At 63.7% G+C, this 13,257-nt stretch carries 9 protein-coding genes; 4 read left to right on the top strand and 5 right to left on the bottom strand.

The window, feature by feature from the left end:
- Positions 1–2 precede the first annotated feature (2 nt).
- Together GA0004734_RS00940 and ilvD are read right to left on the bottom strand one after the other, a co-directional pair.
- Complete coding sequence (locus tag GA0004734_RS00940) at positions 3–3,398, bottom strand: transglutaminase family protein (RefSeq protein WP_092930410.1); 3,396 nt, start codon at positions 3,396–3,398, stop codon at positions 3–5.
- Positions 3,399–3,655: 257 nt separating this feature from the next.
- Positions 3,656–5,494, bottom strand: coding sequence for a dihydroxy-acid dehydratase (ilvD, locus tag GA0004734_RS00935; protein ID WP_092930408.1), 1,839 nt, complete (start codon positions 5,492–5,494; stop codon positions 3,656–3,658).
- 320 nt (positions 5,495–5,814) lie between these two features.
- On the opposite strand from ilvD, the gene treY reads away from it, so the two are divergent.
- Positions 5,815–8,448, top strand: coding sequence for a malto-oligosyltrehalose synthase (gene treY / locus GA0004734_RS00930; RefSeq protein ID WP_092930406.1), 2,634 nt, complete (start codon positions 5,815–5,817; stop codon positions 8,446–8,448).
- 99 nt (positions 8,449–8,547) lie between these two features.
- Positions 8,548–10,062, top strand: a complete 1,515-nt coding sequence (locus GA0004734_RS00925; protein WP_245292309.1) for a phospholipase D-like domain-containing protein — start codon at positions 8,548–8,550, stop codon at positions 10,060–10,062.
- A 27-nt stretch (positions 10,063–10,089) separates the two neighbouring features.
- On the opposite strand, the gene GA0004734_RS00920 is transcribed toward GA0004734_RS00925, so the two are convergent.
- Positions 10,090–11,061, bottom strand: coding sequence for a lysylphosphatidylglycerol synthase domain-containing protein (locus GA0004734_RS00920; protein WP_092930404.1), 972 nt, complete (start codon positions 11,059–11,061; stop codon positions 10,090–10,092).
- Between the two features lie 131 nt (positions 11,062–11,192).
- Between GA0004734_RS00920 and GA0004734_RS00915 the strand changes: the two genes are divergently transcribed.
- Both GA0004734_RS00915 and GA0004734_RS26350 read left to right on the top strand, forming a co-directional pair.
- Positions 11,193–11,999, top strand: coding sequence for an endonuclease/exonuclease/phosphatase family protein (locus tag GA0004734_RS00915; protein WP_092930402.1), 807 nt, complete (start codon positions 11,193–11,195; stop codon positions 11,997–11,999).
- Positions 12,000–12,063: 64 nt separating this feature from the next.
- A complete protein-coding gene (locus tag GA0004734_RS26350; protein ID WP_092935720.1) occupies positions 12,064–12,249 on the top strand; it encodes a hypothetical protein in 186 nt (61 codons plus the stop codon).
- 75 nt (positions 12,250–12,324) lie between these two features.
- On the opposite strand, the gene GA0004734_RS00905 is transcribed toward GA0004734_RS26350, so the two are convergent.
- Positions 12,325–12,552: a ribbon-helix-helix protein, CopG family gene (locus GA0004734_RS00905; RefSeq protein WP_092930400.1), complete on the bottom strand. Its 228-nt coding sequence runs from the start codon at positions 12,550–12,552 to the stop codon at positions 12,325–12,327.
- A 218-nt stretch (positions 12,553–12,770) separates the two neighbouring features.
- Positions 12,771–13,208 (bottom strand): plastocyanin/azurin family copper-binding protein, encoded by a 438-nt coding sequence (locus GA0004734_RS00900; protein ID WP_092930398.1) that lies wholly within the window; start codon positions 13,206–13,208, stop codon positions 12,771–12,773.
- Between the last annotated feature and the right edge of the window lie 49 nt (positions 13,209–13,257).

The following is a 13,257-nucleotide window of genomic DNA, read 5'->3' as shown; positions in this document are numbered from 1 at the left end:
TCCTACAGTCCCGCCGGCCGACGCAGGTCGAGCGTGAAGGGGAACTCCGGCGACGGGGTTTCCGGCGTCAGAGCATAGCCGCCGGCCGTGTGGCCCCAAGGCTCGAACCGCGCCAAGCGTCGTGCCTCGGCCTCGTTGCCGTTCACCGGGAACGTATCGTAATTCCGGCCGCCGGGATGGGCGACGTGGTAGATGCAGCCGCCGATCGAGCGGCGCGACCAGGTGTCGTAGACGTCGAAGGTCAGCGGCGTGTTGACCGGGAGCACGGGGTGCAAGCCGGCTGCCGGCTGCCATGCCTTGTAGCGTACGCCGGCCACCGAGACGCCGTTGACGCCGGTCGGGGTCAGCGGCACGGGGCGGCCGTTGCAGGCGACCGTGTAGCGGCCGGGATTGGCGGTCTCAAAGCGAACCTGCAGGCGCTCCACGGAGCTGTCGACATAACGCACGGTGCCGCCGATCGCGCCCTGCTCGCCCATGACGTTCCAGGGCTCTAGCGCCTGCCGCAGTTCGAGCTTCGTGCCCTCGTAGGTGACTTCGCCGCAGAAGGGGAACCTGAACTCCAGCTGCGCCTCGAACCATTCGGGGCGGAAGTCGAAGCCGTTGGCGCGCAGGTCTGCCAGCACGTCGAGGAAATCGGCCCAGACATGGTGCGGCAGCATGAAGCGGTCATGCAGGGTTGTGCCCCAGCGCACCAGCCTGCCATCGGCCGGGTTTTGCCAGAAGCGGGCGATGAGCGCGCGGACCAGAAGCTGCTGGGCAAGCGACATGCGCGCATTCGGCGGCATTTCGAAGCCGCGAAACTCGACGAGACCGAGACGACCGGTCGGGCCGTCCGGGGAGAACAGCTTGTCGATGCAGATTTCCGAGCGGTGCGTGTTGCCGGTGACGTCCGTCAGCAGGTTGCGGAACAGGCGGTCGGTCAGCCACGGCAAGGGAGCCGGTCCCTCTCCGGGCAGCGGCACCTGCGCCATGGCGGTTTCGAGTTCGTAGAGACTGTCGTGACGCGCCTCGTCGATGCGCGGCGCCTGGCTGGTCGGGCCGATGAACATGCCGGAAAACAGGTAGGAGAGCGACGGATGCCGCTGCCAGTGCAGGACGAGGCTCTTCAACAGGTCGGGGCGGCGCAGGAAGGGGCTGTCGTTCGGGTTGCGCCCGCCGACCACCACATGGTTGCCGCCGCCGGTGCCGGTGTGCCGGCCGTCGATCATGAACTTGTCGGCGCCAAGCCGCGACTGGCGCGCTTCCTCGTAGATGACAGAGGTAATGTCGACGCATTCCTGCCAGTTTGCCGCCGGGTGCACGTTGACCTCGATGACGCCGGGATCGGGCGCGACGCGCATGACGTTGACGCGTTCGTCATGCGGCGGCGCATAGCCTTCGATGTGAACGGCGAGGCCAAGGTCGCTGGCAGCGGTTTCGGCCGCGGCGATCAGGTCGAGATAGTCCTCGATCCGCTCGACCGGCGGCATGAAGATGCAGAGGCGGCCGTTCTGGGGCTCGACTGTCATGGCCGTGCGCACGGCGCCGCCGATTTCGGCGAGCACCTGCTCGTTGCGGTCCTGCTGGGCTTCGGCCGCCTGGAAGGATGCCTCCGCCATCGCCCGGTCCGGTTTCGGCTCGGTTTTCTCACCGAACTTCTCGGTGACACCGGCAGCACGGCTCGGGCCGACCGGAAAGTCCGGCAGGGCGGTGCGGGGTATCGAGGGATCCGCCTCGTGGATATAGGGGAACTGCGATGGCGGGATGTAGGGCAGGGCACCGAGCGGGATGCGGTAGCCGACAGGGCTGTCGCCCGGCACCAGGAAGATCTTGCCGCGGCGCGTGCGCCAGCGCTCGCTCATCCAGCGGCGCCCCGCCGGTTGGCCGCCTGCGGCCTGAGCGTTCCATGCCTGCACCGGCAGAACGAAGCCGGTGGGAACCGTCAGGCCGCGTTCGAAGACGCGGGCGATACGGCTGCGCTCCTCGGCATCCTTCAGCCTGGAGTTCGAGGGATCGACGTTCTCCGGCAGGCTGCCTTCCTTGATGATCCATTCGGCCGGATCCTCATAGGCCGGCAGAACCATGTCCGGCTCGATGCCCAGCGCGACGGCAATGCCGGTCAGAAGCTTTTCGGCCTCTTCCGGTCCTGCCTTGGTGTCGACATCCTCGCGCGCGACGAGATCGGGATTGCGCCAGATCGGCACGCCGTCGCGGCGCCAGTAGAGCGAGAAGGTCCAGCGCGGCAGGCTTTCGCCGGGATACCACTTGCCCTGACCGTAATGCAGGAAGCCGCCGGGTGCAAAGCGCTCGCGCAGGCGCCGGATCAGGTCGTCGGCCTTTTCGCGCTTGGTCGGCCCCACGGCGTCCGTGTTCCATTCGCCGGATTCGAAGTCGTCGATCGATACGAAGGTCGGCTCGCCGCCCATGGTCAGGCGGACATCGTTGGCGGTGAGGGCTGCATCGACCTCGTGGCCGAGCGCGTTCAGTGCGTCCCAGCTCTCGTCGGAAAACGGCTTGGTGATGCGCGGATGCTCGGCGACGCGGTCCACCCGCATCTCGAAGGCGAATTCGGTCTTCGTGTCGGGATCGCCGGCAAAGCCGCCGGAAATCGGTGCGGCGTTGCGGTAATGCGGCGTTGCCGACAGCGGGATATGACTTTCGCCGGTCAGGAGCCCGGAGGTCGGATCGAGCCCGACCCAGCCGGCGCCGGGAAGATAGACCTCGCACCAGGCGTGCAGGTCGGTGAAATCGACCTCGGTGCCGGACGGTCCGTCGAGGGCCTTCAGGTCCGGGGCGAGCTGGATGAGGTAGCCGGATACGAAGCGGGCGGCGAGACCGAGATGGCGCAGGATCTGGACGAGAAGCCAGCTGGAGTCGCGACACGAGCCGAGCGCCTTGGTCAGCGTTTCCTCGGGCGTCTGCACGCCGGGCTCCATGCGGATGACGTAGTTGACGGCCTGTTGCAGGCGCATGTTGATGCCGACGACGAAATCCACCGTGTTCATCGGCGTCCGGTCGAGGCCGTCGAGATAGGCCTGCAAGGCCGGGCCGGCCGGCTCGGGCTGGCTATAGATGGCAAGGTCTTCGCGAATGTCCTCGGGATACTCGAACGGCCAGGTCTCGGCGCTCTCTTCCACGAAGAAGTCGAACGGATTGTAGACCGTCATATCGGCGACGAGATCGACCTCAATCTTGAATTCGGTCACCGGGTCGGGAAAGACGTAGCGCGCGAGATAGCTGCCATAGGGATCCTGCTGCAGCGTCACGAAGTGATTGGCGGGCGTCACTTTCAGGGAGTGGCTGAGCACCTTCGTCTTGGAATGCGGGGCCGGCTTGAGCCGGATCACTTGCGGGCCGAGGCGGACTGGCCGGTCATAGGTATAATGCGTCAGATGGTAGATGCTGGCTTTAATCGACATGCGGTCCCCTCGATGACGGATGGTGGCCATCACGGAGGGACTGTGTGCAATGCAACGAAATAAAGCAAGGCTGAAAAATCGGCAGGTCGGCTATGAGCCTGTCATCGCGCTGGCGCATGGGCCATCCGCCGAGGCGGCTCTGTCCACCGGTTTGTAAGCTGTGAATTTCATATAGGATCTGCCCGCATGGCGGGCGAACAGGATGTCCCCGAAGAGGGATCCGGGCCTGCGGTGCGTTGCAGGCCCGGCTGTGCCGGTTATTCCGGCAGGATGCGCACGGCGCCCTTGTCGGCGGACGTTGCGAAGGCGGCATAGGCCTTCAGGGCCGTCGTCACCTTGCGCTTGCGCTGCTCGGTCGGCTTCCAGCCATTAGCGTCCTGCTCGGTGCGGCGCAGTGCCAGTTCGTCTTCCGACACGCGCAGCGAAATCGTGCGGTTGGGAATGTCGATGTCGATCATGTCGCCTTCGCGCACCAGCCCGATCATGCCGCCATTCGCCGCTTCCGGCGAGACATGGCCTATGGAGAGGCCCGACGTGCCGCCCGAGAAGCGGCCATCGGTGATGAGCGCGCATGCTTTGCCGAGGCCTTTCGACTTCAGGTAGCTGGTGGGATAGAGCATTTCCTGCATGCCGGGGCCGCCCTTGGGGCCTTCGTAGCGGATGACGACGACGTCGCCGGCCACGACCTGATTGGACAGGATCGCCTTGACGGAGGCGTCCTGGCTTTCGAAGACGCGGGCCGGGCCGGAGAATTTCAGGATCGACTCGTCCACGCCGGCCGTCTTCACGATGCAGCCGTCGAGCGCGATGTTGCCCTTGAGCACGGCAAGGCCGCCATCCTTGGAGAAGGGGTGCTGGGCATCGCGGATGACGCCCCTTTCACGGTCGAAATCGAGTTCCTTCCATCGGGCGCTCTGGCTGAAGGCGACCTGCGTCGGCACGCCGCCGGGCGCGGCCGAGAAGAGTTCGAGAGCGGCCGGATTGTCGGTAACGGCGATATCCCATTGCGACAGCGCGTCGCCGAGCGTCTTTGCATGGACCGTCGGCAGATCGGCATTGATGAGACCGGCGCGGTTGAGTTCGCCGAGGATGGCCATGATGCCGCCAGCGCGGTGCACGTCTTCCATGTGAACGTCGGCCTTGGCCGGCGCCACCTTGGAGAGGCAGGGTACCTTGCGCGACAGGCGGTCGATATCGTCGAGGTTGAAGTCGATCTCGCCTTCATGGGCGGCCGCAAGAATGTGAAGGACGGTGTTGGTGGAGCCCCCCATGGCGATGTCGAGTGCCATGGCGTTCTCGAAGGCGCCCTTGGAGGCGATCGTGCGCGGCAGGGCGGTTTCGTCGTCCTGCTCGTAGTAGCGCTTGGTCAGGCCGACGATGGTGCGGCCGGCTTCCAGAAACAGCTTTTCGCGATCCGAATGCGTGGCGAGCGTCGAGCCGTTGCCGGGCAGGGAGAGGCCGAGGGCTTCCGTCAGACAGTTCATGGAATTGGCCGTGAACATGCCGGAGCAGGAGCCGCAGGTCGGGCAGGCGGAGCGCTCGATGGTCTGGACGTCCTCGTCCGACATCTTGTCGTCGGCCGCAGCCACCATGGCGTCCACCAGGTCGAGCGCATGGATCTTGCCGTCGGACAGGAGAACCTTGCCGGCTTCCATCGGGCCGCCGGAGACGAAGATGGTGGGGATGTTGAGGCGCAGCGAGGCCATCAGCATGCCGGGCGTGATCTTGTCGCAGTTGGAAATGCAGACCATGGCGTCGGCGCAATGGGCGTTGACCATGTATTCGACCGAGTCGGCGATGATCTCGCGCGAGGGCAGCGAGTAGAGCATGCCGTCATGGCCCATGGCGATACCGTCATCGACCGCGATGGTGTTGAATTCCTTGGCGACGCCGCCGGATGCCTCGATCTCGCGGGCGACCAGCTGGCCGAGGTCCTTCAGGTGCACGTGGCCCGGCACGAACTGGGTGAAGGAATTGACCACGGCGATGATCGGCTTGCCGAAGTCGCCGTCCTTCATGCCGGTGGCGCGCCACAGGCCGCGGGCACCGGCCATGTTGCGGCCGTGGGTGGTGGTTCTGGAGCGATAGGCTGGCATGGCGTTTCCTCGAAGCGTTTATGAGGCTCGGGCGGGGCCGGGTTTTGGCTTGGGCGCGACGTCCGACGACAGTTTCGGGGTCTCTAGCGCAAAACGGGCGTCGCGTCACGGTCTTCATACGGCAATCCGGTACGGTGCGATCCGGTTTTTGAGCGACCAAGTTCTTCGCATCTGCAAAAGAGTTTGCTCATGCAGCACGTGTGGCGGGAACCAACAGGCAGGGATGCCTGTTGATGCAGCGCCCGCGTGACAGTCCGTCACCTCATCCCGGGTCCCCGCGCCGTTTCGTCCGCTCCTCTCCAGAAGGCAGGTCCTCCACGATGTCAGTCCCGATCGCCACCTATCGGCTCCAGTTCCGCAACGGCATGACCTTCGACAAGGCCATCACGCTGATCGACCACTGGAAGGCGCTCGGCATCAGCCATCTCTATGCGTCCCCGATCTTCGCAGCGACGGAGGGATCGACCCATGGCTATGACGTCACAGATGCCAATGCGTTCGACGCGGCGCTCGGCGGACGCGAGGGCTTCGACCGGCTTTCGGCGGCGCTAAAGGCTGCCGATATCGGCCTGATCCTCGATATCGTGCCGAACCATATGGCGGCGTCGCTTGAAAACCGCTGGTGGCGGAGCGTGGTCGAGTGGGGGGAGCAGAGCCCCTATGCGCATTACTATGACATCGACTGGTCTCGTCCGCTAACCATTGCCGAATTGGGCAAAAGCTTTGACGAAGCGCTGGATGACGCGGATGTCGAAATCCGGCTGGACGAGGTCGCTGGCAATTTGGCACTCGGCTATTACGAGAGCAATATTCCGCTGCACCCGTCGAGCTATAGTGCTGTGCTCGACGGCGCGCCGGGCACGCTCGGCGCGAAGATATCGGCTCTGGCTGCCTCCGCTACCGCGCAAGAAGACGAGGCCTTCCACCACACGATGCAGACGCTGATGACGGGCAGTTCGGAGAGTGACCGAAAGGCGCTGTCGTCCTTCCTTGCCGGCCTGCCGGTGGAGCGGGTGAAGGCTGCGCATGAGGCGCAGGCTTTCCGGCTCGTACACTGGAAGACGGCGGCGAGCGATCTCAGCTATCGCAGGTTCTTCGAGGTAGCAGGCCTTGCCGGTCTTCGTGTCGAGGCGCCGGATATTTTCGATGCGGCACACCGTCTCGTTCTGGAACTCGTCAAGGACGGAACGGTCGATGGGTTGCGCATCGATCACGTCGATGGTCTCGCCGATCCCGAGGGGTATCTGAAGACGCTGCGTGACGCGGTTGGCCCCGACGTCTATCTTGTGGTCGAGAAGATCATCGAGGAAGACGAGCGCGTACCCGCAAGCTGGCCTATCGCGGGAACAACTGGCTACGAGTTCATCGCGGCTCTCGCGCACCTGTTCGTGGATTCGGCTCAGGCAAAGACGCTGGATGAGGCCTATGCCGACTTTGCCGGGGGCGAGGATTATGCGTCCGTCCTGACGGACGCCAAGCAGCTGATGCTGGATCGCAATTTCGAAGGCGAGATCAAGCGGCTCGTGGCGCTGGCCGGTTCGTCTGTGGGTGAGGGAAACGATGCCAAGGCGCTGGAGCAGGCGCTGAAGGCCCTGATCAAAGCATTTCCGGTGTACAGGACCTATGGCACGCGCGATGCGCTGGGCGAGGACGATCGCAAGATCCTCCACGGTGCGGCGGAAGAGGCGGCGCACACGCTGTCCGGCAACAGCCGCGAAGCGCTCGACGCCATCGTTGCCGTGCTCTCGGGTGCGGCGAAGGGCGACGCCTTCGAGTTCCGCAGCCGGTTCCAGCAGGTGACCGGGCCGATCATGGCGAAGGCGATGGAGGACACCGCCTTCTACCGCTATCACCGTCTTCTCGCTCTCAACGAGGTCGGCGGCAATCCGGCGGAAGAGCAGATGTCGGTCGCGCATTTCCATGCCGCCATGCGGCGTCGGGCGGCGGAACAGCCGCACGCGATCACCACCACATCGACCCACGACACCAAGCGCGGCGAGGATGCGCGCGCCCGGCTTTACGCCATCAGCGAGGCACCGGATGTCTGGGCCAGAGCCGTTGCCCGGTGGCACGATATGAATGCCGGTCTTATCCAGACACTGGCGGACGGCCCGGCGCCGGAGCCCGCGGTGGAATGGGCGCTCTATCAGGCACTTGCCGGTGCCTGGGAAGATACGTCAGCGACGCCGGACGCCGAAGTCCTCGAAGCGTTCCAGGAGCGCTTCTCCGCCTATGTGGAAAAGATGATGCGCGAGGCGAAGGAGCGTAGCGACTGGTCCGAGGTGGACGAGGACTATGAGCGAGCCGTGCAGGCCTTTGCTGCCGGGCTTCTTTCGCCGGATAACAAGATGTTCCTCAGCGATTTCCTCAAAACGGTGCAGCCGTTCGCTGAAGCTGGCCTTGTCAATGGCCTGACCCAGACACTGGTGAAGATGACGGCACCGGGCGTGCCGGATGTCTATCAGGGGTCGGAACGTGCCGATTTCAGTCTGGTTGATCCCGACAATCGCCGCATGCCGGATTATCCGGCCATGGCCTCTCTGCTCGAATCGGCAGATGGCTTTCCGTTCGACAGCACAGCTCTTGCTTCAGGACAGGCGAAGATCGCTCTCACCGCTCGGCTGATTGCAGAGCGGCGTGCCTCGCCAGCGCTGTTTGAGGATGGCGACTATTGCGCACTTGAGGTCTCAGGGGAGGGGTCCGACAGCGTCGTTGCCTATGCCCGCCGGCTGGGCGATGCGGCCGCGATCGTCATTGCCCCCTGTAAGGTGCTGGCATTGCTGGAGAAGGGCGATCTGGAGCGTGCCTTCGACGCGATCGAGGTCTCTCTGCCGGAAGATCTGGCCGACCGCTCGTACCGCAACGTCCTGCAGAGCGGAACTGTCGATGCGGGCCGGACCCTGCATATGCGCAATATCTCCGGAGCACCTTACATTCTCCTGATCACGGAATAGTTGCCGCCTCCGATCACATCTCATGGAACTTTCTAACCCTCGTGGCGTTTTCAATCGCCACGAAGTTTGGCCGTGGCATAACGGTCGGGGGAAGTGCACGTGTATCATGTCGGCCAGGAGAATGACGGCGATCATCTCGGCGAGGATTCTTCAGGCAGCGGTGAGACTGCTATCATCCGGATCGGCGAAAATGCCTGGCGTCGGGAAATGGCAGACAAGATCGCCTTCATGATTGATGGCAAGGCGTACTTCCAGACGCTCGATCAGGCGCTGCGGCTGGCTTCCCGGCGCATCTGGATCATCGGCTGGGATTTCAACCCCGACATCCGCCTGACGCCCGAAAATTCGGACAGTCCCACGCTCGGAAACCTGCTTCTCACGCTGGTCGAAGCGAAGCCGGAGCTTGAGATCCACATCCTCGTCTGGGCCATGGGGCCGATCTATTCCGGTAAGTCGCTGAAGCTCTTCCGCAAGAAGGGCTGGGCGAGCCATCCGCGCATTCACCTGAATTTCGATACGCATCACCCGCTGCGTGGTTCGCATCACCAGAAGATTGTCTGCATCGACGACACGGCCGGCTTCATTGGCGGCATTGATCTGACCGCCCGCCGCTGGGATGACAGCGACCACAGACCGGGCAACCCCCTGCGCGTGACGCCGGACGGCGAGGCCTACGAGCCGGTGCACGACATGCAGGCCGCCGTATCCGGCCCTGCGGCGCGCATGCTCGGCGATATCTGCCGCGAGCGCTGGCTGTCTGCCATGGAGGAGACGATCGCGCCCGTCGAAGGCGCTGCCACTGCATGGCCCGATAGCCTCGTGCCGGCCTTGACCGGGTGCCCGGTCGCGATCGCCCGCACCACGCCGGCGACAATCGGCCATGACGGCATCCACGAGTCCATCCACATGCTCACGGATGCGCTGAAATCGGCGCAGCGAACCGTCTATATCGAGGCGCAGTATCTCGCCGCCTTCGGCATCGCCGATATTCTCATCGAGCGGCTGTCTCGACCGGATGGACCGGAAGTGCTGATTGTCGTCACGCGCATCTCGCACGGCTTTATCGAGAAGGTGATGATGGGCACCAATCGCGATCGCCTGATCCGCCGGCTGAAGCGCAATGATCCGCATGACCGGCTGCGCGTGATGTATGCCGTCGTACCCTGCGACGATGAGGATGGGCAGCAGGAGGTGCTGGTGCATTCCAAGCTCGTCATCATCGACGACCGCTTTCTGCGGCTGGGATCCTCGAATCTCAACAATCGTTCCGAAGGCATGGACACGGAAGCCGACATGGCGATCGAAGCCGTTAACGATGATCAGCGCGCTGCCATCGCCGATGTGCGCTGTCGAATGCTGGCCGAGCACCTCGACTCGACGCCAGACGCGGTGCGGCAAGCAATCTTCCGGCTGAAATCGCTGCATGACGGCGTGGAATCTCTGAACACCAGAGGCCGCGGCCTGCGCCACTTCGATATCGATCTGGCAGAAGGCGAGGAAGACCCATTGCCCGGCACCGATGTTATCGATCCCGCCGGGCCGATCCATCCGATCGATACGCTGCGCCGCCGCGCTGGCGCGATCGCCAGCCGCATTTTCGGCAGTGCCTCGTAACAGGTCGTTCGGCGCTTTACGTCCCTCTCAGGCCGGCGATCCCGCATGCCGACCTTGCGGCTCATCGCTCTTGCTTGCCGGTGCTTTCAAGGTCTTGTCCTTCATCACGATCTCGCTGATTAGAAGGGTGGGAAGACCGATTGCGAGCGGGATGAAGTAGTAAATCACCCGGAAGGCGATGACGGCGGCAACCGACTCCGCGCCCGGCAAGATATGCGCGACCGTCGCTTCGAGAACGCCGATGCCGCCGGGGACATGGCTGATGATCGCGGCGACATTGGCGATGATCGAGACGGAGGCGACCTTGAGATAGCCAGCCTCGGCGAATGCCGAAAGCATCTGGTGCAGGCTTGCCGCCACGAAGGCGAAGTTAAGCGTTCCCACGACGATCTGTGCCGCGGCGATAGGTAGCTTCGGCAGGTCGAAGCTCCAATCCCTGACCGTCAGCGGCTTTCGCACGACGGCGGACAGAACGAGGTAGATGACAGGGGCGATCAATGAGGCGATGCCGATGGCAAAGACGGCGCTGCGGCTGAGCCCGGTCATGTCGGCTGCATCCTGCGGGCGCAGCAGTAGGCTGGCGCCACCGAGAGTCATGAGCCCCAGCGCCACGGTGACACCGCAGAAAAGCACGATCTTCGCCACATCCTCGGTCGTCAGGCCCCAGCGCGCATAATAGCGATACCGGACGGCACCGCTGCTGAGCGCGGCGACGCCGACATTATGGCCGATGGACAGGCTGACAAAGGAGGCCAGCGCCGTCTTGTGGATCGGCAGGCGCTTGCCCGTGTAACGAACGCCCAGCGCATCGAAGCAGGAGAGGCACGCATAGGAAGCGGCGGCAAAGGCCAGGCCGAGAAGCAGATGCGAGACCGGTATGGCCCGCAGCGCGGTCAGAATCTCGTCCAGCGTATACTGCCGCAAGGTCTGGAAGAGCAGGTAGAGGGCGAAGAGGACGGCCGCCACGGCAACCACGCGGAAGATTATGCGAAGGCTCATTCTGTGGTCGCTCTCTTGAAATACGGGCTGATGAAGCGGCGTGTAGGCGATCTCCGACACCGCAACGCAGCACGCATTCGCGACTGCATTGTTGCACGGAACGAATTGGCCCCGCTCCGGGTTCCCTCGGCATGCCTGATCACGATTCGCTGCCTTCGCTCGACCGTTCTTACGCAACGCTGCCTCGCGCCGCCGGCGTCCTTTCCATCCTCACCTACAATGTTCACAGCTGCATCGGCACCGACCGGCGGATGGACCCGGAGCGCGTCGCGGAGGTCATTGCGGCGGCGAGCCCCGACGTCATCGCGCTGCAGGAACTCGATGTCGGCCGCGCCCGCACCGGCGGTATCGACCAGGCGGCGCGGATCGCCAATCTGCTCAAGATGACGTCGCATTTCCATCCCGCGCTGCATGTTCGCGAGGAGCAGTATGGCGATGCCATCCTGACGGCGCTCCCTTCGCGCCTGATCAAGGCCGGACCCATCCCGTCCGTCGGCGAGACGCGCGGCGCGCTCTGGGTGGAGGTCATGGTCGATGGGCGGCCCGTGCAGATCTTCAATACGCATTTCGGCCTAAGGCGCGGAGAAAGACGGCAGCAGGCGGAAACACTTCTCGGAGATGGGTGGATCGGCAACGACGCCTGCCGGGACCAGCCCATCATTCTGACCGGAGATTTCAACGCAATCCCCTCATCGGTCGCCTATGGCCTTCTCAAGCGCCGGCTTCCGCCCGTCAGCGTCGGCATTAGCCCCGGGCGTGCCGCCGGTACGAGGATGGCGCCCACCTTCCCCTCGCGCTTTCCGCTCCTGCGTCTCGACCATATCTTCGTCTCCGAAGGCATAGAGACGATCACAGCAGGCCCCGTGTGCACGCCGCTTTCGCGGATCGCGTCCGATCACTTGCCGCTGCATGCAGCCCTCAGGATCAGCGGTTCATAAACCTTCGGAACCATCACCAGACCGGGCCGTTTACCTCGCGAACGTAATGGAAAAGGATGAGATCATGCCAAATCGTGACCCACTTCCGACGCCCGAAACCGATACGCCGCGTGGCCCTACCTCAACGCCGGGTGTCCCCGATCGCGGACAGGACCCGTCACCGGTACCACCCGTGATTGCCCCGGGCGATACGAAGAACCCGAATGATCCGGCTTTGCTGCCGATTGGAGATCCTGCCGGGATCGCCTGACACCGAGCCGCGTGTATGATATACGAAGATCGCCTTTACAGAGATGTAGAGGCGATTTTTTTGGACTTAAGCCTCTCAGAGACTGCCTTCTCCTTTGAAATAGCCCGGATATTGTACGAATTCAGGATCCGGCTTTCCCGGAACCGGCGAAGGCGCGTTCTCGCCTTCCTCCTCATCCGCCAGAAAACCGTGCGTCCGCATCCATTCCCGAAGGATCCTACGGACAGCTTCGTCACGCGAGATGTTCTGCTGACGGGCGTGGGCGGCAAGGGCTGTTTCGAGATCGTCGGGGAGGGTCGTCATGCGGCAAGCCTCTCGGGTCTGGTGTTCATGCTGGACAACGTCTGCGTGTCCGGATCGTTCCCAATCCTCGCGAGACGTCCGGCGAACGGGCGGCGGCCATCATCCGTCGCTTCGAAACCCATCCATTCGGCAAGCTGAGCTGCGGCGCAGCGAACCAATATCCACTGCGCCGTTCCGTCAACGATTGGAGAAGGCGAAGACGGGCATGCAACGCCGTCTTACGGCGTCACCGTCAGCTTGGCCTGCATTCCCGCCTCGTAGTGGCCCTTGATGTTGCAGAACACCAGATAGGTTCCTGCCTTCAGGTGCGTCTTCAATTGACCATCGGCACCCGGCTTCAGGTCTTCCACCTCGCCGAGGCTTTTCAGCTGGCTTTCATCGACCCGGTGCCGGGTCACCTCCAGCGGAATTTTCTGGTCGGCAGATTTCAGCCGCACGACGATCATCTCGTGCTCCTCGCCGACGGCGGCATTGTGGACGCTGAAGACAGCGGGACCGGCTTTGACGGTCGCAGGCTCCAGGCTCAAGCCCATCGCGCTGCCGCCTTCACCTGTTTCCACGACCGTGATCGTGCCGGCGGCAAAGGCGGTTGTGCAGAGAAGTGCGCATCCGGCAGCCGTGAAAAGGGAAAGCGCCGTTCGGGACAGGGAGATCATGGGACAATCCTTCAGATGTGACCTCGCGCCGCGCAGGGTGCATTCGCAT

Source organism: Rhizobium sp. 9140, from assembly GCF_900067135.1.
GTDB lineage: Bacteria > Pseudomonadota > Alphaproteobacteria > Rhizobiales > Rhizobiaceae > Ferranicluibacter.
Note: the sequence above shows the minus strand (reverse complement) of the source record. Positions and strands in the feature narration are given on the sequence as shown.